Genomic DNA, 23454 nt, shown 5'->3' with positions numbered 1-23454 from the left:
ACGCCGGTGCAAGCCGGGCAGCGGCCGGTGCGGCCGTGCGGGCCGGTGCGGCCGTGCGGGCCGGTGCCGCAGGCTGACCCGGCCCGTCAGCGGCGTCGCCACCTGCGGCGGCGCACCTTGCTGAAGAACCACCCCGCCGGCGGCTCGTCGGAGCGCCACGGCTGCGGTTCGGGAGCCTGGCCGCGCCAGCGGGCGGCGAGCATCCGGGCCCGGGCCGAGGGCTCGGTGGCCTCGGCGGCCCGTACGAAGTCGGTGTCGAGGACGACGTCGTCCCACCCGTCCCCGCTCGTGCGCCGGTCCTCGCCCCGCGGAGTCTCGCCGCTCATCTCCGTCCTCCTGGTCTTCCGTCCGCTGCGCCCAGTGTGTGCGTACGGCGGTGAAGCCTCCGTCAAGGGCGGGCGGGCCCCGCCGGACCGCGGCGCCCGCCCGCGCCTCACTCCTCGCCGGCGAGGGTCAGGGACCGCAGTTTCTGCCCGGCGTACCAGGTGGCCAGCACGGTCACCAGGACCAGCAGGACCGTCGCCGTGGTCAGGCCCACCTCGGAGGTCACCAGGTCCCCGCCGGCGACCTTGTGCGCGACCGCCAGGGCCCACTGCTGGATGCTCAGCGTGCGCGCACCGGGCACCAGGGAGCCGAACAGCGCCTCCCAGACCAGCGCGTACACCAGGCCGAAGACCACCGCGTGCCGGGAGACCGTGCCCAGCAGGAGGAACAGGGCGGCGTAGGCGATGGAGGCGACCAGGGCGGCCACCGTGTAGGCCACCGCGATCTGCTGGCCGTTGCCGTTGAGGATCAGTCCGGCGATCAGCGTGGGCACCGCGGAGAACACCATGGTCACGGCGATCGCCACGATCAGCTTGGTGAAGATGATGACCGGGCGCTTCAGCGGCTTGGACAGCAGGTACACCACCGAGCCGTCGTCGATCTCCGGCCCGATCGCGCCGGTACCGGCGATGACGCCGATGATCGGCACCATGGTGGCGAGCGCGAAGCCGCCGAGGACGTTGACCGCGGTCTGGTCGTCGGCGCCGGTGAGGGCGCGCACGACGACCGCGATGACGATCAGCAGCAGGGGCAGCGCGCCGAGGATGAGGGCCCGGCGGCGGCCGAGCAGGGCTCGGTAGGTGAGCCGGGCGACTGTGGGGTCGTACATCTTCGGCCTCCTACGCCGCGACAAGATACGAGAAGACGGACTCGAGGGACTCGTCGGACGGCGAGACCGTGTGCAGCCGGATGCCGTGGTCCCGGGCCACCCGCGGCAGCAGGGTGGTGAACCGGCCGAAGTCGACGGCCTGGATGCGCAGCGCTCCTTCGGCGAGGTCCACCTCGATGCCGGAGGTCGACGGGTCCGCGATCAGTGCCGCCGCGAGGGCGCGGTCGTCACTGGAGCGCACCAGGTAGCGGTGCGGGCGGTCGGTCATCAGGCGGCGGATCTTGCGGAAGTCACCGCTGGCCGCGTGCCGGCCGGCGACGATGACCTCGATGTGCCAGGCGAGCTGCTCGACCTCCTCCAGGATGTGGGAGGAGAACAGCACCGTGCGGCCCTCGTCGCCCATGCGTCGCAGCAGGTCCATCAGCTGCATGCGCTGGCGCGGGTCCATGCCGTTGAACGGCTCGTCCAGCAGGAGCAGCGAGGGGTCGTGCACCAGGGCGCTGGCCATTTTCACGCGCTGGCGCATGCCCTTGGAGTAGGTGGAGATCTTGCGGTCCTGCGCGTACTCCATCTCGACCGTGGCCAGCGCCTTCTGTGCCGCCTTGGCGCCCAGGCCGTGCAGTTCGGCGTTGGCGACGACGAAGTCGCGGCCGGTGAGGAAGTCGTACATCGCCTCGCGCTCGGGGACGACGCCGACGTGCCGGTAGATCTCCTCGTTGCGCCACACGGGCCGGCCGTCCAGGGTGACGGTGCCGGTGGAGGGGGCGAGGAATCCGCCCATCATGTTGATGAGCGTGGACTTGCCGGCGCCGTTGGGGCCGAGCAGGCCGGTGACGCCGGGGCCGATCGTCATGGTGATGTCGTTGACGGCGACCACGTTGCCGAACCAGCGGGAGACGTGGTCGATGCTGAGCGTGGTCACAGTCCCACCTTCTTGTAGCGGCGCAGCAGGAGGCCGTAGGCGCCGGCGATGAGGCCGAGGACGACCAGGACGTAGACGACGCCCTGACCGCTGCCGGGGCCGACGGCGCCGGGGGCGGCGGAGGTCGCGCCGAGGAAGGCCGTCTGGATGCCGTCGATGAGGGTGACCGGTGAGAACAGGCCGATCCAGGGGATGGCGCTCGTGCTGTTCTGGGCGTCGGCGATGGCCTCCAGCGTGGAGACCGCGCCGTAGGAGATGACCAGGACGGCGATCACGGCGGCGATGCCGAAGCCCCGGCGCGGGGTGATGGCGGCGATGACCAGGCCGATGCCTGCGAAGAGCAGTGAGAGCAGGGCCACGGAGACGAGTCCTTCGGCGAATCCCTTGGTCTGGTCGGCGAAGTCGAGCTTGGCCAGCAGCGCGCCCACGTAGAGGACGAGCAGCGGTGCGGCGGTCAGGATGAACAGCGCCGAGGCCAGTGCCGCGTACTTGGCGCGGACGTAGTCGGCGGTCTCGATGGGCCGCGAGAAGTACAGCGGCACGGTCTTGAAGCGCAGGTCGCGGGAGACGGACTGCGGTGCCTGTGAGGCGACGTACAGGCTGATGACGCCCTGCATGATGATGGCGTAGCGCGTGTAGTCGACGGGGAGGTCCTTGGCCTTGGTGGCGACCGCGACGGCGACCATGATGGCCGCGGGCACGCACATCACCACGAACAGCAGCATCGGCAGCACCTTGGACTTCACCGAGCGTCCGAGGCCGTAGGAGCCGCGCAGGGACTGCGAGTACAGCGAGCGTCGGGCGTAGGCGCGGCCGAGGCGGGGGCCGTCGTAGTTGCGGTAGCCGATGTTGTGGATGCGGGTCTGGTCGCCCGCGGGCGGTGCCGGATTCCGCAGGGGCTGCTCAAGCGACATGGTCGGCCGCCTCCTTCCGCTGTCCCTCGCGCTGTTCGTCGTCGTCCCGGAAGACCTCCGAGATGTGGTGCCGGCGCTGCTCCATGCGGACCAGGCCGAGGCCGAGGTCGGCGATCACGTCCCGCACCAGGTCGTAGGTCTCCTCGCTCTGGGCGGTGAGCAGCAGGACGTGTCCCGCGCCCGGCAGCCCGGTGCCGTCCTCGGTCCGCACCCCGCGCGCGTGGAGCGCCTCACGGACCGCGCGGGTGCCGTCCGGGTGTTCGTCGCTGTCGGTGACCTCGACGGCGAGGGTGGTCGTGGTCTGGGTGAAGTCGGTGGTGGAGCTGGAGCGCAGGAGCTTGCCGCCGTCGATCACGACGACGTGGTCGCAGGTGCGCTCCAGCTCGCCCAGCAGGTGGGAGGTGACCAGGACCGAGATGCCGAAGTCGGTGTGGATGCGGCGGATGAGGCCGAGCATCTCGTCGCGGCCGACCGGGTCGAGGCCGTTGGTCGGCTCGTCGAGGAAGACCAGCTGCGGGTCGTGCACCAGGGCCTGGGCGAGCTTGACCCGCTGCTTCATGCCGGTCGAGTAGCCGCCGATGGGGCGGTAGCGCTCCTCGTAGAGGCCGACGTGGCGCAGGGTGTCGGCGGTGCGCTCGCGGGCGGCGGTGGGCGGCAGGCCGGACATGCGGGCCATGTGGACGACGAACTCGGTGGCCGAGACGTCCGGTGGCAGGCAGTCGTGTTCCGGCATGTAGCCGACGCGCTCGCGGATCGCGGCGCCCTCGTTGGCGACGTCGAGGCCGAGCACCTTGGCACGGCCCTCCGTGGCGGGGGACAGACCCAGCAGGATCTTGATCAGTGTGGACTTGCCGGCTCCGTTGGCGCCGACGAGTCCGGTCACACCGGGTCCGACGTCCACGGAGAGCCGGTCAAGCGCGGTCACCCGGGGGAACCGCTTGCTCAGGCTTTCGGTCGCGATCACAGTCACGTCTTCGACGATAGTGACGGCCGCCACGCGAGTCGTCAGACCCCAGAGCCGTCTTGCAGTCCCTCTTGAGTATTACGGGGCCCTAGGGGGCGCACCCCTGGGGTGGCCCATGTTCCGGGACAACCCGGCCCTACCAGGCCGCACCCCGCCCTATTGACGTTCCGTCTAACAACTGCCACAGTCGCCGGAGTCACGTGACGGGCACCCGGTCCCCGGCGAAGGCGGGCACGGGGAGTGTGCCGCCGGGCGGAGGGAAGGTGATGCGTGTGTCGCCGCTGAAGGGCGCGCGGGAGCGCCGGGTACGGACCGGCGAGGTCGAGCTGTGCGTGGCCGAGCTGGGGGATCAGCGCAGGCCGACGGTGATCCTGGTGCACGGTTACCCGGACAGCAAGGAGGTCTGGTCGGAGGTGGCCGAACGCCTCGCCGGGCACTTCGGCCTCCACGTCGTGCTGTACGACGTCCGCGGCCACGGCCGCTCCACCGCGCCCCGGCCCTTGCGCGGCGGATTCACCCTGGAGAAACTCACCGACGACTTCCTGGCGGTCGCCGACGCGGTCAGCCCGGACGCACCGGTGCACCTGGTGGGGCACGACTGGGGCTCGGTGCAGGCCTGGGAGTTCGTCACCGTCCGGCGCACCGAGGGCCGGATCGCCTCCTTCACCTCCCTGTCCGGTCCCTCCCTCGACCACTTCGGCCACTGGATCAGCTCCCGTCTGGCCCACCCCACTCCGCGCCGGGTGGGGCAGCTCCTCGGCCAGGGCGCCAGGTCCTGGTACGTCTACCTGCTGCACACGCCCGTCCTGCCCGAACTCGCCTGGCGCGGCCCCCTCGGCAGGCGCTGGCCGAAGATCCTCCAGCGCGTGGAGAAGGTTCCCGCCGACGGCTACCCGACCCCCTCGCTGCCGCAGGACGCCACGCACGGAGCATGGCTGTACCGCGACAACGTGCGGGCGCGCCTGCGCAGGCCGCGGCCGGACGCCCGGGCCCACGTCCCCGTGCAGCTCATCACCCCTGTGAACGACGCCTTCCTCTCCGAACGGCTGTACGACGATCTGGAGCAGTGGGTCCCGCGTCTGGTGCGCCGCACCCTTCCGGCACAGCACTGGGCCCCCCGCACCCGGCCCGACCGGCTGGCCGACTGGATCGCCGACTTCGTGACCTCCGCCGGGGCCGGGCGGCCCGCGCCCGCCGCCACCGGACCGTACGCCGACCGGTTCGCCGGCCAGCTCGTCCTGGTCACCGGCGCGGGCAGCGGCATCGGACGGGCCACCGCGCTCGCCTTCGCCGGGGCCGGGGCTCGCGTGGTGGCCGTGGACCGGGACGCCGGGGCCGCGGCGCGCACGGCCGAACTGGCCCGGCCGCTGGGTGCCCGGGAGGCCTGGGCGGAGGCCGCCGACGTCTGTGACGAGCGGGCGATGGAGAAGCTGGCCGAGCGGGTCGCCGCCGAGTACGGCGTGGTGGACGTGCTGGTGAACAACGCGGGCATCGGCCTGTCCGGCGCGTTCTTCGACCACACCACGGAGGACTGGCGCAAGGTTCTCGACGTCAACCTGTGGGGTGTGATCCACGGCTGCCGGCTCTTCGGGAAGCAGATGGCCGAGCGCGGCCAGGGCGGACACATCGTCAACACCGCGTCGGCGGCGGCCTACCAGCCCTCCCGGGCACTGCCCGCCTACAGCACCTCCAAGGCGGCGGTGCTGATGCTCAGCGAGTGCCTGCGGGCGGAGCTGGCCGGGCAGGGGATCGGGGTCACGGCGGTGTGTCCCGGATTCGTCGACACCGACATCACGTCCACGGCGCGCTTCGCGGGGGTCGACGCGGCCGAGGAGAAGCGCCGCCGGAAGCGCGCGGCCCGGCTGTACGGGCTGCGCGGCTATCCGCCGGAGAAGGTCGCCGACGCGATCCTGCGCGCGGTCGTCCGGAACGCCGCGGTGGTACCGGTGACTCCGGAGGCCCGGCTGCTCCACGCGATGTCCCGCTTCACCCCGCGGGCGCGGCGCGGCCTGGCCCGGGTGCGGCCACGCTTGTGAGAGCCGCCCGCCCCGGCCGTCCCCGGCGGAAGCGACGGCCGTCCCGTGCGGCAGCCGCCGCGGCCGGTTGTCCACAGATTCCTGCCCGATCCTGTGGATAACTTCACATCGCTGTGGATCAAACCTCCCCGGCGAAAAAGTTCTGCGTGAGGCTCGTCTCTCCCGGCAGGCTGGGGGCATGGACGAAAGACGCGCCGTGAAGGTGTCGAAGTACCTCTCCAGGCACCTGCGCCACCAGCCCGGAAGGATCGGACTCACGCTCGACGAGGCCGGCTGGACCGGGATCGACGCCCTGCTCGCGGCGGCGAACGCGCACCGCTTCCGGATCACCCGCGAGGAGCTCGACCACGTGGTCGCCACCAACGACAAGCGGCGCTTCGAGATCCGCGGCGACCTCATCCGGGCGAGCCAGGGCCACAGTGTCGACGTCGACCTCGGGCTGCCGCCGGCCACCCCGCCGCCGTACCTCTGGCACGGGACGGTGGCCCGCAGCCTCGGGGCGATCCGCGCCGAGGGCCTGCGGCCCATGAACCGGCACGACGTGCACCTCTCACCCGACCGCGAGACCGCGACCCGGGTGGGCGCCCGCCGCGGCCGGCCGGTCGTGCTCACGGTGGACACCGGCGCCATGCACCGCGACGGGCACGTGTTCCGGGTCAGCGCCAACGGCGTGTGGCTGACGCAGGCCGTACCGCCCCGGTACCTGCGCCTGGCTTCCGGCCACTGACCGGTCCGGCATGATCGGCGGCATGCGTCACCGTCTCGCCTCGACCGAAGCCGCAGTCGCCGCCTGCCGCGCCCTCGCCTCCGCCTACGCGCGTGAGATCGAGGTGAGCCATGACATCGGCGCCGACCAGACCTCGCGGCGCAGCGCAGCGGGCGTCGGTGTCACCACCGACCCGGACGGTTCGCTCCCGCACGAGGCCTTCGTCGAGTTCGGCGGCCTGCCCCGCACGACCGTACGGCTCTACCCGGAGGAGGACGCACTGATCACCGTGGAGGGCGTGGAGTTCCACGACCTGCCCCGCGACGACGTCCCCGCCTTCCTCCGTGCGCTCTGGGACGGAACGGCGTTCGTCAGGGCACGGCGCTTCCCACCCGGCTACCGCCTGGTCGTTCCCCTGCCCGGCGACCGTACGTACAAGGAGCCGGTCCCGGTGATCGGCCTCACCGCGTGGCTGAACAGCCGCATGCGGTGACCGTTTCACGTGAAACGGCCGGGCCCGCTTAGGCTCGGGCTCATGAGTCTGCGTCTGAGCACCGTCATCCTTCCGCACCGCCGCTGGCACGAGGGCGGCCGTTCGGCGTGGATCCGTGCCGAGCAGCTCGGCTTCCACACCGGTTACACCTACGACCACCTGTCCTGGCGCACTTTCCGGGACGGCCCGTGGTTCGGTGCTCTCCCCACGCTGACCGCCGCCGCGACCGTGACCGAGCGCATGCGTCTGGGCACCCTGGTGACCTCGCCGAACTTCCGGCACCCCGTCACTCTGGCCAAGGAACTGATCTCGCTCGACGACATCTCCGGCGGCCGTCTCACGCTCGGCGTCGGCGCCGGCGGCACCGGCTTCGACGCCACCGCGCTGGGTCAGGAGCCCTGGACGCCACGGCAGCGCGCCGACCGGCTGGCCGAGTTCGTACCGCTGCTGGACCGCCTGCTGACCGAGGACTCGGTGTCGTACGAGGGTGAGTTCTACTCGGCGCACGAGGCACGGAACATCCCCGGGTGTGTGCAAAGGCCCAGGCTGCCGTTCGCCGTGGCGGCCACCGGCCCGCGGGGCCTGCGGCTCGCGGCGCGTCACGGGCAGGCCTGGGTGACCACCGGCGCCCCCGAGCTGTTCGAGAACGGCACGCCGGAACAGTCCGTCCAGGCCCTGCGCGGCCAGGTCGACAAGCTCGGTGCCGCGTGTGAGGCGATCGGCCGTGACGTCCGTACGCTCGACAAGATCCTGCTCACCGGGTTCACCCCCGACCGCGGACAGCCCCTGGAGTCCGTCGGCGCCTTCGTCGACTTCGCGGGCCGTCACCGGGACCTGGGCTTCACCGAGATCGTGATCCACTGGCCGATCGCCGGCTCGGACTTCGCGGCGGACGAGAAGATGTTCGAACGGATCGCCATGGAAGCCCCCGCCCAGCTGGCGTGACGGAGGCGACGTCTCAGATGTGCGCAGTCCCGCACGGGCGTGCGGGCATATGCGGGACAATGAGCCGGTGACCTCAGCGACGAGACAGCCCGAGCCCCCGGCCTCTTCCCAGCTCACGACCTCGCGCGCCCGGGGAGGCGCACCCGCCGTCCCGCCGCGGCTGATCGCCACCGATCTTGACGGAACGTTGCTGCACGACGACAAGTCGGTCTCCGCACGCACGGTCGCCGCTCTCGCCGCCGCCGAGGAGGCAGGCATCGAGGTCTTCTTCGTCACCGGCCGGCCCGCCCGCTGGATGGACGTCGTCAGTGACCACGTGCACGGTCACGGCCTCGCGATCTGCGGCAACGGAGCGGCCGTGGTCGACCTGCACGGCGGCCCCGGCGCCCACCGGTTCGTGAAGGTGCGCGACCTCGCCCTGGAGAACGCTCTGGACACCGTACGGCTGCTGCGCGAGGCGGCGCCCGGGACGGCGTACGCCATCGAGCAGACGTACGGGTTCCACCAGGAGCCGGACTATCCGAAGCTGCTCATGGAGGCACCGGACACGCTGGCGCCCGTGGAGGACCTGCTGGCCCCGGGAGGCGCCGCCGCCGGCCAGCCGATCCTCAAGATCCTCGCCGCCCACCCCACGATGGAACCCGACGGCTTCCTCACCCTGGCCCGGCTCGCCGTCGCGGAACGCGCCACCATCACCCGCTCCAGTCCCAGCGCCCTGCTGGAGATCAGCGGCCCGGGCGTCTCCAAGGCCAGCACGCTCGCCCTGGCCTGCGCCGAACGCGGCATCTCGCGGGAGGAGGTCGTCGCCTTCGGCGACATGCCCAACGACATCGAGATGCTCACCTGGGCCGGCCGGTCGTACGCCATGGGCAACGCGCACCCGGACGCCGTCGCCGCGGCGACCGGCCGGACCGCGGCCAACAACGAGGACGGCGTGGCGCTGGTGATCGAACGGATCCTCGAACAGCGGCGGTGACAGCGGCGCACGCCTGACCCGCCGGGACAGCGGGGCCCCGCAGTGACGCCGTGCCGACGGGCACCGGGCCGTCCGCGGCGCGGACCGGAGCGGCCCGGAGCGGCCGGAACCCGACGTGGCCTCAGCGGCCTGGCGTGTCCCGAGGCGCCCGACGCGCCCCACGGGCCCTGACCGGCTGGGCCCCGGGTCCCCTCCTGCGGGAGCATGCCGGGCTCGCGAGCCCGGCACCCCCCGATCCGGCCTGATCCGGACGACAGCCCCTAGCGCGCCCCCACCAGCAGCTCCGCCGCCGTCTCCCGCTCGGCCATCCGCCGCAGCGGGCCCGGCAGCGCGGCCAGTTCCGCGTACGGGCCGCGCTGGACCACCCGGCCCCCGTCCAGCACGATCACCTCGTCCACCGCCTCCAGCCCGGCCAGACGGTGTGTGATGAGCAACGTCGTACGGCCCTCGGTGGCCCTCAGCAGATCGGCGGTGAGCGCGTCGGCGGTCGGCAGGTCGAGATGCTCGGCCGGCTCGTCGAGGACGAGGACGGGGAAGTCGGCGAGCAGCGCACGGGCCAGTGCCAGCCGCTGCCGCTGGCCCCCGGACAGCCGCGCACCGTGCTCCCCGACGAGGGTGTCGAGGCCGTCGGGCAGACTGCAGGCCCAGTCCAGCAGCCGGGCGCGCCCGAGCGCGTCCCGCAGCTCCGACTCGCTCGCGTCCTTCTTCGCGAGCAGGAGGTTCTCCCGCACCGAACTGTCGAAGAGGTGCGCGTCCTGGGCGCACAGCCCCACCCACCGCCGTACAGCGTCGCCGTCGAGGGCGCACGCGTCGGTCCCGCCGATGCTGTAGACCCCCGCCCGCGGGTCGAGGAACCGCAGCAGGACCTGCGCGAGCGTCGACTTGCCGGCCCCGGACGGTCCGACGACGGCGACCCTGCGCCCCTCCTCCAGGGTGAGGTCAAGCCCGGCGAGCGCGTCCCTGTCCTGCCCCGGGTGGCGGGCCGTGAGGTGCCGGACGGTGAGCGGGAAGGGGGTCTCGGGCGTGGGCCGCGGCGCCTCCGGCTCGCGCACCGGCTCGGGCGCGTCCAGGATCTCGTACACGCGCTCGGCGCTGCGCCGCACGCGCTGCCGGTACTGCGCGGCGAGCGGCATGCCGAGGACCGCCTCGAAGGCGGCCAGCGGGGTGAGGACGACGACGGCCATGGCCACCCCGCCCAGCCGTCCGCCGGCCACCGCTTGGGCGCCGACGAGCGCGGCGGCCGCCACGGTCAGCCCCGAGACGAGCGCGGTGAGCCCGTCGCCGAGCGCGGTCGCGGTCGCGGCACGCGAGGCGATCCGGGTCAGTACGGTGTCGGCGCGGCGGGTCTCGGCGCTGCGCGCCGGCAACGCACCGGCGACCGTCAGCTCGGCGGTCCCCGTGAGCAGATCGGTCACCCGTGTGGCCAGGGCACCGCGTGCGGGGGCGAGCCGCTGCTCGGCCCGGCGCGCCACGGAAGCGGTGACCAGCGGGACACCCGCCCCGGCCAGCAGCAGTCCCGCGGCGAGGACCGCCCCGGCCTCGGGCAGCAGCCAGGCCGTGAAGGCCACGGACGCGACGGAGACGGTCACGGCGGCACCGGCGGGCAGCAGCCAGCGCAGCCAGTAGTCCTGCAGGGCGTCCACGTCGGCGACCAGCCGTGTGAGCAGATCGCCCCGGCGTGTCCGGCGCAGCCCGGCGGGTGCGAGCCGCTCCAGCCTCCGGTAGACGGCGACGCGGGTGTCGGCGAGCATCCGCAGCACCGCGTCGTGCGACACCAGCCGCTCGGCGTAGCGGAAGACGGCCCGGCCGATGCCGAAGGCGCGGGTCGCGGTGACGGCCACCATCAGGTAGAGCACGGGCGGATGCTGGGAGGCGCGCGAGATGAGCCATCCCGAGGTGGCCATCAGACCGACGGCGCTGCCGAGCGCGAGGCTGCCCAGCAGCAGCGCGAGGGCGAGACGGGCGCGTCGGCGGCCCGCCGTCGCCCGGACCCGTGCGAGGACCGCGCCCGCTGCCGGCGCGGACGCGGGGGCGTCCAGGGGTGCCGGGGCTTCGGCCGGCCGCGGGCCCGTTTCTGCGGGCCGGCCGGGGCCGGTCGCCACCGCCGTGCTCGTCCGTTCCCGCGCCTCGGTGTCCTCCAGCCGCACCACCCGGTCCGCGACGTCGAGCAGTGCGGGGCGGTGCACCACGAGCAGCACGGTGCGTCCGGCGGACAGCCGGCGCACCGCCTCCACGATCTCGGCCTCGGTCGCCCCGTCCAGAGCCGCCGTCGGCTCGTCGAGCAGCAGGACGGGGCGGTCGGCGAGGAAGGCCCGGGCCAGCGCGAGCCGCTGCCGCTGTCCCGCCGACAGACCCGCGCCGTCCTCGCCGAGCACGGTCCGCGTCCCGTCGGGCAGAGCGTCGACGAAGCCGAGCGCTCCGGCGTCGGCCAGCGCCGCGCGGACCGCCGCGTCGTCCGCGCCGGGCCGGGCCAGACGGACGTTCTCGGCGATCGTCCCGGCGTACAGGTGGGGCCGCTGCGGCACCCAGGCGATGCGTGACCGCCACTGTTCCGGATCGATGTCGAGCAGGTCGGTTCCTCCGACACATACGTGGCCCGTGGTGGGGTGCAGGAAGCCGAGCAGGACGTTCAGCAGCGTCGACTTGCCGGCGCCGCTCGGACCGACGAGCGCCACGGTCTCCCCCGGCCGCACGGCGAAGGTCACGTCGGACACGGCGTCCGCCGACCGTCCCGGGTAGCGGACGCTCACGCCCTCGAAGGCGAGGGCCCCGGCGGGAACGGCCGCCGTACCGGACCGGGGAACCGGTGTCTGCAGCACATCGAAGATCTCCTCGGCCGCCGCCAGTCCCTCGGCAGCCGCGTGGTACTGCGCTCCCACCTGGCGCAGCGGCAGGTAGGCCTCGGGGGCGAGCACGAGGATGACGAGGCCGGTGTAGAGGTCCATGCCGCCGCTGACCAGCCGCATGCCGATCGTCACGGCCACCAGGGCCACCGAGAGCGTGGAGAGCAGCTCCAGCGCGAAGGAGGACAGGAACGCGATCCGCAGCGTGCGCAGGGTCGCCCGCCGGTACTCGTCCGTGATGCGCCTGATCGACTCCGCCTGCGCCTTGGCGCGGCCGAACACCTTCAGGGTCGGCAGGCCGGCCACGACGTCGAGGAAGTGGCCCGAGAGGCGGGACAGCAGCCGCCACTGGCGGTCCATGCGGGACTGGGTGGCCCACCCGATCAGCATCATGAAGACGGGGATGAGGGGCAGCGTCCCGACGATGACGGCCGCCGAGACCCAGTCCTCCGTGACGATCCTGGCCAGCACCGCCACCGGGACGACGACCGCGAGGCCGAGCTGCGGCAGACAGCGCGAGAAGTAGTCGTCCAGGGCGTCGATGCCGCGTGTGGCCAGCGCGACCAGCGAGCCGGTCCGCTGTTCGCCGAGCCAGCCGGGGCCCAGCGCCACCGCGCGGGCGAGCAGGCGCCCGCGCAGCTCGGACTTCACCGCGGCGCTCGCCCGGTGCGCCGCCAGTTCGGTGAGCCAGGAGACCAGCGCCCGGCCGCCGGCGACGGCCACCAGCAGCAGAAGCGGCGTGCGCAGTTCACTGACCGGCATCCGGTGCTGGAAGGCGCCGACCACCACCTCGGCGATGAGCATGGCCTGCGCGACGACGAGTCCGGCGCCCAGGGCCCCGAGGCCGATGACGGCCGCCAGGAAGAACCGGGTGGCCCGGGCGTAGCGAAGAAGACGCGGATCGATCGGTTTCACGTGAAACATGCCCTTCGGTCCCGAGGGGTGTGTTTCACGTGAAACACACCCCTCGCCGGACTCAGTGCGCGGCTTCGGCGAGGTGCTGGGTGCCGATCCGCTTGCGGAAGACCCAGTACGTCCATCCCTGGTAGAGCAGGACGATCGGTGTGGCGATCCCCGCACACCACGTCATGATCTTCAGGGTGTAGGGGCTGGAGGAGGCGTTGGTGACCGTCAGGCTCCAGTCCCCGTTCAGCGTGGACGGCATGACGTTCGGGAACAGCGACAGGAACAGCATCGCCACGGCGGCCACGACGGTGACGCCGGACAGGGCGAAGGACCATCCCTCACGACCGGCCTGGTTGGCCACCAGCGCGGCGACCAGCGCGACGACCGCGACGACCAGGGCCACCAGGCTCCGGGCGTTCCCGGTGTCGGCCTGCGTCCAGAGCAGGAAGGCGAGGGACGCGACGGCCGTCACCAGACCCACCCGCAGGGCCATCCTGCGTGCCCGCTCCCGGATCTCACCGACGGTCTTCAGCGCCGTGAACACCGCGCCGTGGAAGGTGAACAGCGTCAGGGTGACCAGTCCGCCGAGCAGCGCGTACGGGTTGAGCAGGTCACCCAGGCTGCCGGCGTACTCGAGGTTCCGGTCGATCTTGACGCCGTGCACGATGTTGCCGAAGGCCACGCCCCACAGGAAGGCGGGGATCAGCGAGCACCAGAAGATCGCGTGTTCCCAGTTGCGCTGCCAGTTCTCCTCCGGCCGCTTGGCCCGGTACTCGAAGGCGACACCGCGCACGATGAGGCAGACGAGGATCACGAGCAGGGGCAGGTAGAAGCCGGAGAACAGTGTGGCGTACCACTCGGGGAAGGCTGCGAACGTGGCGCCGCCCGCGGAGAGCAGCCAGACCTCGTTGCCGTCCCAGACGGGGCCGATCGTGTTGATCAGCACCCGCCGCTCGGGCCGGTCGCGGGCGAGCAGCTTGGTGAGGACACCGACCCCGAAGTCGAACCCCTCCAGGAAGAAGTAGCCGGTCCACAGGACGGCGATCAGGACGAACCAGACGTCGTGGAGTTCCATGACTGTGCCTTCCTCGGCCTAGTAGGAGAAGGCCATCGGCTTGTCGGCGTCACGGTGGTCGCCGCCGATCTTCGTGGGCGGATTGAGGTCGGCCTCCGTCAGCTCGGGCGGCCCCGCCTTGACGTACTTGGCGAGCAGCTTGACCTCGACGACGGCGAGGATGGCGTACAGCGTCGTGAAGACGGCCATGGAGGTGATGACCTCGCCCTGGGAGACACCGGGGGAGACCGCGTGCCGGGTCTGCAGCACGCCGTAGACGGCCCACGGCTGACGGCCCATCTCGGTGAAGATCCAGCCCCAGGAGTTGGCGATCAGGGGGAAGGCCAGGGTCCAGACGGCGATACGCCAGTACCACGTGGTCAGCTGCGGGCTGAGCGCCTTGTTCCGGGACAGCACCAGATGCGGTACCTCGTCGTCGCCGACCCGCAGATGCTGCGGCAGCATGAACTTCTTGCGGGTGAGCCAGAGTCCGGCCAGGCCGATGGCGAAGGAGGCCATGCCGAACCCGATCATCCACCGGAAGCCCCAGAAGGTGACCGGGATGTTGGGCCGGTAGTCGCCGGGCCCGAACTTCTGCTGCTCGGCCTTGTTGACGTCGTTGATGCCGGGGACGTAGGAGCTGAAGCTGTCGTCGGCGAGGAAGGACAGCAGGCCGGGTATCTCGATGGCGACCGAGTTGTGGCCCTTCTCGACGTTGCCGTAGGCGAAGATCGAGAAGGGGGCGGGCTTCTGGCCGTCCCACAGGGCCTCGGCGGCGGCCATCTTCATCGGCTGCTGCTTGAACATGACCTTGCCGAGGGTGTCGCCGCTGATCGCGGTGAGCAGGCCGGCGATGACCACGGTGATCAGCCCGAGCCGCAGGGACGTCTTCATCGCGCCCACGTGCTTCTTGCGGGCGAGGTGGTAGGCGGCGATGCCGACCATGAAGGCGCCTCCGGTGAGGAAGGCGGCGGAGAGCGTGTGGAAGGCCTGGGTGAGCGCGGTGTTCTGGGTCAGGACGGCCCAGAAGTCGGTGAGTTCGGCGCGCCCCTTGGCCTCGTTGATCCGGTAGCCGACGGGGTGCTGCATCCACGAGTTGGCCGCGAGGATGAAGTACGCCGACAGGATCGTGCCGAGCGAGACCATCCAGATGCAGGCCAGGTGGATCTTCTTGGGCAGCTTGTCCCAGCCGAAGATCCACAGGCCGATGAAGGTGGACTCGAAGAAGAACGCGATCAGCGCCTCGAAGGCGAGCGGGGCGCCGAAGATGTCACCGACGAAGCGGGAGTAGTCCGACCAGTTCATGCCGAACTGGAACTCCTGCACGATGCCGGTGACCACACCCATGGCGATGTTGATCAGGAAGAGCTTGCCCCAGAACTTGGTCGCTCTGAGGTACTTCTCCTTCTCCGTCCGCACCCAGGCCGTCTGCAGCCCGGCCGTCAGGGCGGCCAGGGAGATCGTCAGGGGAACGAACAGGAAGTGGTAGACGGTCGTGATGCCGAACTGCCAGCGCGCCAGTGTCTCCGGCGCCAAAGCCAGGTTCACGTCGTCACTCTCCTTACGTCGCCGGTCGCGCGGCGGCGGTTTGCCCTGTTATGTCCTACGCAACACAGCAGCAATCGGACGCGCTTGTGAACGCGTTCACATTCACAAGCAATTATGACGTACCGATTTTCCGTTCCGCACCGGGGGTCCCCCCTTCGCCTTCGCGTCGGCCCCTTGGCAACAACTTCAACAACTTGTTGAATTGCCGGTCATGCAGATACGGATCTCCTGGCCCGCAGGCCGGCTCACCGCCCGCCTCGACGACACCCCCACCGCCCAGGCCCTCGCCGAGGAACTGCCGCTCGTCTCCACCGCCCGCACCTGGGGCGAGGAGGTCTACTTCGACACCGGCGTCCGCGTTCCACGTGAAACCGACGCTGTGCAGGTCGTCGCACCCGGCACCGTCGCCTTCTGGACCGACGGGGACGCACTGGCCCTCCCCTACGGGCCCACGCCGATCTCGCACGGCGACGAATGCCGTCTCGCCGGCCCGTGCAACGTCCTCGGCCGGATCGACGGCGACCCCCGCCGCCTCTCGACGGTCCGCGACGGCGACCCCGTGCGCGTGGAGCCGGTGGACGACTGAGGGCCCGCCCGGCGGATCGGCCGCGGCAGACCCGCGCCACCGGACAGGCCCTGCAGGACCGGACGGAGCGCTCATCCCTCCATGGGTGTGCCGGTCACGACACCTCGTGACCGCGTGCTCGCGCCGTGGCCGGGCGCTCGCGCCGCCGCGGGAGGTTCACGCCGGGGCACGGGTCCACGCCGTGGCAGGTGCTCACCCCTCCTTGTGGAAGGCCTCCGCCGTCTTGAGGAAGATGTCGTTCGCCTCGCTCTCCGCGACGGTCACCCTCACTCCCTCACCCGGGAACGGCCGCACGACCACACCCGCCCGCTCACAGGCCTCGGCGAAGGCGACGGTGCGCTCCCCCAGCCGCAGCCACACGAAGTTGGCCTGCGTCTCGGGGACGGTCCAGCCCTGGGCGCGCAGCGCGTCGACCACGCGCGTGCGCTCGCACACCAGCGAGCCGACCCGGCCCAGCAGCTCGTCCTCGGCACGCAGGGAGGCGATCGCCGCCTCCTGTGCCAGCTGGCTCACGCCGAACGGCACCGCGGTCTTGCGCAGCGCCGCCGCGACCGGCTCGTGGGCGATGGCGAAACCCACCCGCAGCCCGGCGAGACCGTAGGCCTTGGAGAAGGTGCGCAGCACGCAGACGTTGGGCCGCTCGCGGTACAGGACCGCGCCGTCGGGCACCTCGGGGTCGCGGATGAACTCGCGGTAGGCCTCGTCCAGCACCACCAGCACATCGCTGGGCACCCGGTCCAGGAACCGCTCCAGTTCGGGCCTGCGCACCACCGTGCCGGTCGGGTTGTTCGGATTGCAGACGAAGATCAGGCGGGTGCGGTCGGTGATCGCGTCCGCCATCGCGTCCAGGTCGTGCACATCGCCCGGGGTGAGCGGCACCTTCACCGAGGTCGCCCCGCTGATCTGGGTGATGATCGGGTACGCCTCGAAGGACCGCCAGGCGTACATGACCTCGTCGCCGGGACCGCTGGTGGACTGGATCAGCTGCTGGGCGACCCCGACCGAGCCGGTGCCGGTGGCCACGTGCGAGGCCGGCACCCCGAAGCGCTCGGCCAGCTCGTTGACCAGGTCGGTGCAGGCCATGTCCGGGTACCGGTTGAAGGAGGAGGCGGCCGCCGTCACCGTCTCCATGACGCCCGGCAGGGGCGGGTACGGGTTCTCGTTCGAGGACAGCTTGTACGCCACCGGGCCTTCGGCCGCGGCGGGCTTGCCGGGCTTGTAGGTGGGGATGCCTTCCAGCTCGGCGCGCAGCTTCGGGTTCGTCTCGCTCACCGCTGTCCTCCTCGTGACCACCGCCGACTCAATACTCCATACCTTATGAGGATTGGGCGTCCCTGCGAATGGGTCGGAGACCATCACTCCCGGCCGGCTTCCCCGAGCGCCGCCCACCGCGCATCGAGGGCATCCATGTACGAATATGTACGAACGAGGGGCGCGTCTCACATATATCTACGCGCCGGTGGCTTGCGCCGTGGCGCGCATCGCTCGTGCAGGTGAGTTGAGACCTCTTCGAGACCTCGAAGGCTCGACAGGCTCACGGGTGCCGTCGCATCACGTCCTTGGACGGAATCGATTAACTAGCTTGTTTTCTTAGGCAGTTGACCCCACTTGGCCATGCAGAAACGTGCCTGCCAATACGTGCATATGCGTCCGCACTACCCCACCGCATGAGCCCTACTATCGGCTCGCCATGACAGCAGCAGGGAAGCATCAGGTGAGCCGCGCGGAAACCTCTCGTCGAGGCAGTCGGCCGGGCCGGGCGGGCATCAGAGACGTGGCCGCCGCCGCCGGAGTCTCCATCACAACCGTCTCCGACGCCCTCAACGGCAAGGGCCGGCTCCCGGACGCCACCCGCCGCCACGTCCGTGAGGTCGCCGACCGGCTGGGGTACCGCCCCTCGGCCGCAGCACGCACACTCCGTACCGGCAAATCGGGCCTCATCGGCCTGACCGTGACGACGTACGGGGATGAACCTTTCACCTTCACCGAGTTCGCGTACTTCGCCGAGATGGCGCGGGCCGCCACCTCGGCCGCGCTCGCCCGCGGCTACGCGCTCGTCATCCTCCCGGCGACCTCGCGCCACGACGTGTGGTCGAACGTCGCCCTGGACGGCACCGTCGTCATCGACCCCTCCGACCAGGACCCGGTCGTCAGCGAGCTGGTCCGGCAGGGGTTACCGGTGGTCAGCGACGGCCGCCCGGCCGGCAGCCTCCCGGTCACCGCCTGGGTCGACAACGACCACGAGGCCGCCGTCCTGGACATCCTCGACCACCTCGCCGAGGCCGGTGCCCGCCGCATCGGCCTGCTGACCGGCACCACGACCGACACGTACACCCACCTGTCGACCACCGCCTACCTGCGCTGGTGCGAGCGCGTCGGCCAGGACCCCGTCTACGAGGCCTACCCCGCCCACGACCCGTGCGCGGGCGCCGTCGCCGCCGACCGGCTGCTGGCGCGCCCCGACCGGCCCGACGCCGTCTACGGCCTGTTCGACCCGAACGGCACGGACCTGCTCGCCGCCGCCCGCCGCTACGGCCTGCGGGTCCCCGACGACCTGCTGCTGGTGTGCTGCAGCGAATCCACGGTCTACGCCAACACCGAGCCGCCGATCACCACGCTCTCCCTCAAACCGCGCCGCATCGGCACCGCCGTGGTCCAGCTCCTCATCGACGCCATCGAGGGGGTCGAGTCGGACCAGCCGGTCCAGCAGGTCATACCGACCGAACTGATCGTGCGCACCTCCTCGCAGCGGCGCCCGCCGCGCACGACCGTCAGCCCGCCCAGATCGCCGGAGGAGCGGTAAGGGCAGCCCGTCGCGGGATCGCCGAAGAGGGCCCAATCGGGGCGAAAGCCGCGGTGAACCTGAGTCCTGCTCCGATTCACCACCCCTGGGTCATCACACGGCGCGATCCGCATTCCTATGATGGGCGCACGACACCGCGGGCCGCTGCGACCAGGCAGTCCGATGCGGTGCAGATGCGGCGCGATGGTGGAGGGGTCGATGACTCAGGGGGCCGGTCAGGGACCCGAGGCGGAGCGGACGGCGACACTGCGCGACTTCCGGGTGCCCGCGTACATGAACGAGACCGGTCCGTACGCCCCCAGCGCGCCCCCCGCCGACACGGCGCCGCCCCTGGAAGAGGGCCCCTCGGCGCCCGAGGAGGGCTACCCGGACGCGTACACGCCCACCCAGCGCGACCTGCCCGTCATCCAGCGCGGGGACACGGCCCAGGCGGCGGTGGAACCCGCTCCGCTGCCGGCCGCGCAGCCACCGGCCGGTCCCGGCCCGCTGTACGTCGTCGGCGACGTGCACGGCTACCTCGACCAGCTGGTCGCCGCCCTCCAGGAGCAGGGCCTCGTCGACTCCGCGGGCCAGTGGTGCGCGGGCACCGCGCGGCTGTGGTTCCTCGGCGACTTCACCGACCGCGGCCCGGACGGCATCGGCGTCATCGACCTGGTGATGCGGCTGTCCGCCGAGGCGGCGGCGGCCGGCGGCTACTGCAAGGCCCTCATGGGCAACCACGAACTCCTCCTGCTCGGCGCCAAGCGGTTCGGCGACACCCCCGTCAACTCCGGTGCTGGCACCGCCACCTTCCAGGCGGCCTGGCTGCTCAACGGCGGCCAGAAGTCCGACATGGACCGCCTCCAGGACCACCACCTGCAGTGGATGGCCCGCCTCGACGCGGTCGAGGAGGTCGACGGGTACCTGCTCGTGCACTCCGACACCACCTCCTACCTCGACTACGGCGACTCGATCGAAGCGGTCAACGACACCGTCCGCGAGACCCTCACCCGCAACGACGCGGACGAGTGCTGGGACCTGTTCCGCAAGTTCACCAAGCGCTTCTCCTTCCGCGACGAGGGCGGCGCCGACGCCGTGCGCTCACTGCTCGACACGTACGGCGGCACCCGCATCGTCCACGGCCACAGCCCCATTCCCTACCTGCTGGGCGAAGTCGGCTCCGAGGACGGCGACGAGACCACGGGCCCGCTCGTGGAGGGACCACACGTCTACGCCGACGGGCTGGCCATCGCGATGGACGGCGGCGTCACCATGGCCGGAAAGCTGCTGGTCCAGCAACTGCCGCTCGACATCTGACCGTTCGGCGCCCCGGTCCCCGAGGCCGGGCCGGAACACAGCTCGGCGCGCAATTTGTGGAAACCCCCTGTCACCGCGCGCCGTGACGGCTCTACCATCGGCTTATCCGTAGCAGGCTCCCCTCCGTTTCTGCCCGACGGCTCGCCGTCATGCGAGCCCCAAGCCCTACGGAGCATCGGGGGATGCACATGAACAGCGTTCCGCAGCACCTGCTGAGCGAGGACCGCCAGGCGTACGAGCGGATCCTCGATGAGGCGCTGCGCTCCGCCCCGCACCGCCTGGAACCGACCGCCGTCGGACAGCGGCTCACCACCGGACAACTGCGCACCATGGCCCTCAACGCCACCGCCCTGATCACCGCGGCCGCGGCGACCGAGTACCAGCACTACGTGAAGGTCCGCGAGGAACTGCGCCGGCCGGCACCCTCCGTCGCGACGTCCGTCCGCGAGACCGGCACCGCGGAACCCGGCGGGGCAACCGCCGGACTCGCGGCCGCCGTCGGAGAGGCCGTCGAGACCAGCGGAGCCGGCGCCGCCGCCGTGGTCGCGGTCCTCGCCCCCGTCCTCGCGGGGATCGCCGCCGCCCTCTTCCTCCTCGTCGGATACGTCCTGAAGATGCTCGACCCGGTGCCGGCTTTCGCCCAGAGCCTGGTCACCGTGGGCTGGGTCTTCGGCGCCGTGACCGCGGCCGCCATCCTCGCGGCCGGGGTGGCACTGCTGCTCACCGCGCTGCGCAACCGCCCGTCACCGGGCACCGCGCCGTACGGGGAGGCCGACGAGGAACTCGCCCGCGCACGCGACGCCTGGCACGACGCCCTGCTCGAACGCGGCATCCTGCCCTTCCTCCGCGACGCCCTCGCGGCCTCCGGATCCGCCACCCCGCACCGGACGGACCCGTCGTCGCCGAGCGGCCGCATGCCGCAGCTCGGCTACGACCGCCCCGGCTTCAGCAGCCCGGGTGACGGGGTCACGGGCTCCCGCCCGAGCTTCTCCAGCCCCGACTTCAGCAGCCCGGACTTCGGAGGACCGGAACACCGGCCGGAGTGACCGCCCCGGCCGGTACGGGCCCACCTGCTCCCCGCCGGGCGCACACGGCGGCACGTCCGGCAGAGGCTGGCCGCCCGCACCGCGAGCGGCCAGCGGCCCCGCGCACATGCGCCCCGAGCGGCAAAGCCCCACACGCCCGGGCCACACCCCGCCGGCCTCCTCACGCACCACCCGGACACCGGGCCGCCGGGCGGGAGCCAGATGGCCGGAAACCACCCCGCGCCCCGCTCCCGCCCGGCAGCCGACGGTTCTACTCCGCGAGCGGCAGGTACACCCGGTTGCCCGCCGCGGCGAACTCCTTGGACTTCTGGGCCATGCCCTCCTCGATCTCGGTCCGGCTGGTGCCGTGCTCCCGGCGGATGTCCTGCGAGATCTTCATCGAGCAGAACTTCGGACCGCACATCGAGCAGAAGTGGGCCGTCTTCGCGGGCTCCGCCGGCAGGGTCTCGTCGTGGAACTCCCGTGCCGTGTCCGGGTCGAGGGCCAGGTTGAACTGGTCCTCCCACCGGAACTCGAAGCGGGCGTCGGAGAGGGCGTCGTCCCACTCCTGGGCACCCGGGTGCCCCTTGGCGAGGTCGGCCGCGTGCGCGGCGATCTTGTAGGTGATGACACCGGTCTTGACGTCGTCCCGGTTGGGCAGGCCCAGGTGCTCCTTGGGCGTGACGTAACAGAGCATCGCCGTGCCCCACCAGGCGATCATGGCGGCGCCGATCCCGGAGGTGATGTGGTCGTACGCCGGAGCGACGTCCGTCGTCAGCGGTCCGAGCGTATAGAACGGAGCTTCATCGCAGATCTCCTGCTGAAGGTCGATGTTCTCCTTGATCTTGTGCATCGGGACGTGCCCCGGGCCCTCGATCATGGTCTGTACGTCGAAACGCTTGGCGATCGTGTTGAGTTCCCCCAGCGTCCGCAACTCCGCGAACTGCGCCTCGTCGTTGGCGTCCGCGATCGAGCCCGGCCTGAGCCCGTCGCCGAGGGAGTAGGTGACGTCGTAGGCGGCGAGGATCTCGCAGAGTTCCTCGAAGTTCTCGTAGAGGAACGACTCCTTGTGGTGCGCGAGGCACCAGGCCGCCATGATCGAGCCGCCGCGCGAGACGATGCCGGTCTTGCGGTTCGCGGTCAGCGGCACGTACGCCAGGCGTACGCCGGCGTGGACCGTCATGTAGTCCACGCCCTGCTCTGCCTGCTCGACGACGGTGTCCTTGTAGATCTCCCAGGTCAGCTCCTCGGCCCTGCCGTCGACCTTCTCCAGGGCCTGGTAGAGCGGCACCGTTCCGATGGGGACGGGGGAGTTGCGCAGCACCCATTCACGGGTGGTGTGGATGTTGCGGCCGGTGGAGAGGTCCATGACGGTGTCGGCACCCCAGCGGGTCGCCCACGTCATCTTCTCGACCTCCTCCTCGATCGAGGAGGTCACCGCGGAGTTGCCGATGTTCGCGTTGACCTTCACCAGGAAGCGCTTGCCGATGATCATCGGCTCGGTCTCCGGGTGGTTGACGTTGGCCGGGAGCACCGCGCGGCCCGCCGCGATCTCCTCGCGGACGACCTCGGGAGAGACGTTCTCCCGGATCGCCACGTACTCCATCTCCGGTGTGATCTCCCCACGGCGCGCATAGGCGAGCTGCGTCACGGCCCGGCCGTCACGGCCCCGCCGCGGCTGGCGTGGCCGGCCCGGGAACACCGCGTCGAGGTTGCGCAGGCCCCCGCGCGGCGCGGTGTGCTTGATCCCGTCGTCCTCGGGGCGGACCGGACGGCCCGCGTACTCCTCGGTGTCGCCGCGGGCGACGATCCAGTTCTCCCGCAGCGGTGCAAGACCGCGGCGGACATCGGTGTCGACGAGCGGATCGGTGTACGGGCCCGAAGTGTCGTACAGCGTGACCGACTGCCCGTTGGTGAGGTGCACCTGACGGACCGGCACCCGCAGATCGGGGCGTGAGCCCTCGACATACGCCTTGTGCCAGCCGATGGACTTCCCGGCCTCCTCGCGGGAAGCGGTCTGCTCCCCGTCGCTGGACAACTGCTCGGAGGCAGGCGTGCGTACGTCCTTGTTGGTCATGAGACCTACTCCCTACGCCGGCATTACCCGGTAACAGGTTCGGCGGTCGACGCAGCGGCTTCCGTCCGGCGGCATTTCCCGCGGAACGTCGCTCGTTCCACGTGAAACATCGCGAAGACGGAGGTCAGCGCCCTCTCAGCCCGGTGCTCCGAGCTCCCGCGTGTGCAAAGGTGCCTCCACGCTAGCGTCATCCATGGCGCGGTGAAC

General features: G+C 71.5%; 19 protein-coding genes and 1 riboswitch. Of the genes, 9 read left to right on the top strand and 10 right to left on the bottom strand.

The window, feature by feature from the left end; all coding sequences use genetic code 11:
• Nucleotides 1-86: 86 nt before the first annotated feature.
• The 5 genes from IG64_RS15675 to IG64_RS15655 form a co-directional block, all read right to left on the bottom strand.
• Nucleotides 87-326, bottom strand: coding sequence for a hypothetical protein (locus IG64_RS15675; RefSeq protein WP_037856326.1), 240 nt, complete (start codon nt 324-326; stop codon nt 87-89).
• A 107-nt stretch (nt 327-433) separates the two neighbouring features.
• On the bottom strand, nt 434-1153 hold the full coding sequence (locus IG64_RS15670) for an ABC transporter permease (protein ID WP_037856324.1): 720 nt from the start codon (nt 1151-1153) through the stop codon (nt 434-436).
• Between the two features lie 10 nt (nt 1154-1163).
• Nucleotides 1164-2075 carry an ABC transporter ATP-binding protein gene (locus tag IG64_RS15665; RefSeq protein WP_037856321.1) on the bottom strand — a complete coding sequence of 304 codons (912 nt, stop codon included), beginning with the start codon at nt 2073-2075 and terminating at the stop codon, nt 1164-1166.
• On the bottom strand, nt 2072-2989 hold the full coding sequence (locus IG64_RS15660) for an ABC transporter permease subunit (RefSeq protein WP_037856319.1): 918 nt from the start codon (nt 2987-2989) through the stop codon (nt 2072-2074). The genes IG64_RS15665 and IG64_RS15660 overlap by 4 nt, the downstream gene beginning before the upstream one ends.
• Nucleotides 2979-3953, bottom strand: coding sequence for an ABC transporter ATP-binding protein (locus IG64_RS15655; RefSeq protein ID WP_037856407.1), 975 nt, complete (start codon nt 3951-3953; stop codon nt 2979-2981). The genes IG64_RS15660 and IG64_RS15655 overlap by 11 nt, the downstream gene beginning before the upstream one ends.
• Before the next feature lie 272 nt (nt 3954-4225).
• Here IG64_RS15655 and IG64_RS15650 point away from each other — a divergent pair, with 272 nt between their 5' ends.
• The 5 genes from IG64_RS15650 (at nt 4226) to IG64_RS15630 (ending at nt 9109) form a co-directional block, all read left to right on the top strand.
• Nucleotides 4226-5989, top strand: coding sequence for an SDR family oxidoreductase (locus IG64_RS15650; protein WP_037856405.1), 1764 nt, complete (start codon nt 4226-4228; stop codon nt 5987-5989).
• 178 nt (nt 5990-6167) lie between these two features.
• Nucleotides 6168-6716, top strand: coding sequence for an RNA 2'-phosphotransferase (locus IG64_RS15645; protein WP_037856317.1), 549 nt, complete (start codon nt 6168-6170; stop codon nt 6714-6716).
• 10 nt (nt 6717-6726) lie between these two features.
• Entirely contained in the window at nt 6727-7188 is a 462-nt protein-coding gene (locus IG64_RS15640; RefSeq protein ID WP_037856315.1) for a hypothetical protein, read from the top strand.
• Between the two features lie 42 nt (nt 7189-7230).
• Entirely contained in the window at nt 7231-8133 is a 903-nt protein-coding gene (locus tag IG64_RS15635) for an LLM class flavin-dependent oxidoreductase (protein ID WP_037856313.1), read from the top strand.
• A gap of 49 nt (nt 8134-8182) precedes the next feature.
• Nucleotides 8183-9109, top strand: coding sequence for an HAD-IIB family hydrolase (locus IG64_RS15630; protein WP_199811598.1), 927 nt, complete (start codon nt 8183-8185; stop codon nt 9107-9109).
• Nucleotides 9110-9369: 260 nt separating this feature from the next.
• Here IG64_RS15630 and cydD read toward each other — a convergent pair whose 3' ends face one another.
• From cydD to IG64_RS15615, 3 genes are read right to left on the bottom strand one after another with little or no spacing between them, the layout of a single operon-like run.
• Complete coding sequence (gene cydD, locus IG64_RS15625) at nt 9370-12876, bottom strand: thiol reductant ABC exporter subunit CydD (protein ID WP_234438521.1); 3507 nt, start codon at nt 12874-12876, stop codon at nt 9370-9372.
• Between the two features lie 52 nt (nt 12877-12928).
• Entirely contained in the window at nt 12929-13933 is a 1005-nt protein-coding gene (gene cydB / locus IG64_RS15620; protein WP_037856309.1) for a cytochrome d ubiquinol oxidase subunit II, read from the bottom strand.
• An 18-nt stretch (nt 13934-13951) separates the two neighbouring features.
• Nucleotides 13952-15460, bottom strand: a complete 1509-nt coding sequence (locus tag IG64_RS15615; RefSeq protein WP_037856306.1) for a cytochrome ubiquinol oxidase subunit I — start codon at nt 15458-15460, stop codon at nt 13952-13954.
• Nucleotides 15461-15671: 211 nt separating this feature from the next.
• Here IG64_RS15615 and IG64_RS15610 point away from each other — a divergent pair, with 211 nt between their 5' ends.
• A complete protein-coding gene (locus IG64_RS15610; protein WP_037856305.1) occupies nt 15672-16046 on the top strand; it encodes a cyclophilin-like fold protein in 375 nt (124 codons plus the stop codon).
• 192 nt (nt 16047-16238) lie between these two features.
• On the opposite strand, the gene hisC is transcribed toward IG64_RS15610, so the two are convergent.
• Complete coding sequence (gene hisC, locus IG64_RS15605) at nt 16239-17318, bottom strand: histidinol-phosphate transaminase (protein WP_037856303.1); 1080 nt, start codon at nt 17316-17318, stop codon at nt 16239-16241.
• Between the two features lie 418 nt (nt 17319-17736).
• On the opposite strand from hisC, the gene IG64_RS15600 reads away from it, so the two are divergent.
• The 3 genes from IG64_RS15600 to IG64_RS15590 all read left to right on the top strand — a co-directional run bounded on the left by IG64_RS15600 (nt 17737) and on the right by IG64_RS15590 (nt 21191).
• Nucleotides 17737-18849: a LacI family DNA-binding transcriptional regulator gene (locus tag IG64_RS15600; RefSeq protein WP_078884028.1), complete on the top strand. Its 1113-nt coding sequence runs from the start codon at nt 17737-17739 to the stop codon at nt 18847-18849.
• 183 nt (nt 18850-19032) lie between these two features.
• Nucleotides 19033-20145, top strand: a complete 1113-nt coding sequence (locus IG64_RS15595; RefSeq protein WP_267883407.1) for a metallophosphoesterase — start codon at nt 19033-19035, stop codon at nt 20143-20145.
• A 182-nt stretch (nt 20146-20327) separates the two neighbouring features.
• Nucleotides 20328-21191, top strand: a complete 864-nt coding sequence (locus IG64_RS15590; RefSeq protein WP_037856295.1) for a hypothetical protein — start codon at nt 20328-20330, stop codon at nt 21189-21191.
• A gap of 250 nt (nt 21192-21441) precedes the next feature.
• Here the strand turns inward: IG64_RS15590 and thiC are convergent, their stop codons facing one another.
• Nucleotides 21442-23247: a phosphomethylpyrimidine synthase ThiC gene (gene thiC, locus IG64_RS15585; protein ID WP_037856290.1), complete on the bottom strand. Its 1806-nt coding sequence runs from the start codon at nt 23245-23247 to the stop codon at nt 21442-21444.
• Nucleotides 23240-23417: riboswitch (TPP riboswitch) on the bottom strand. It overlaps the preceding gene by 8 nt.
• Nucleotides 23418-23454: the final 37 nt, after the last annotated feature.

The organism is Streptomyces sp. NRRL S-340 (assembly GCF_000720185.1).
Taxonomy (GTDB): Bacteria; Actinomycetota; Actinomycetes; order Streptomycetales; family Streptomycetaceae; genus Streptomyces.
The sequence above is the reverse complement of the archived record's forward strand: the minus strand, read 5'-3'. Positions and strand labels throughout refer to the sequence as shown.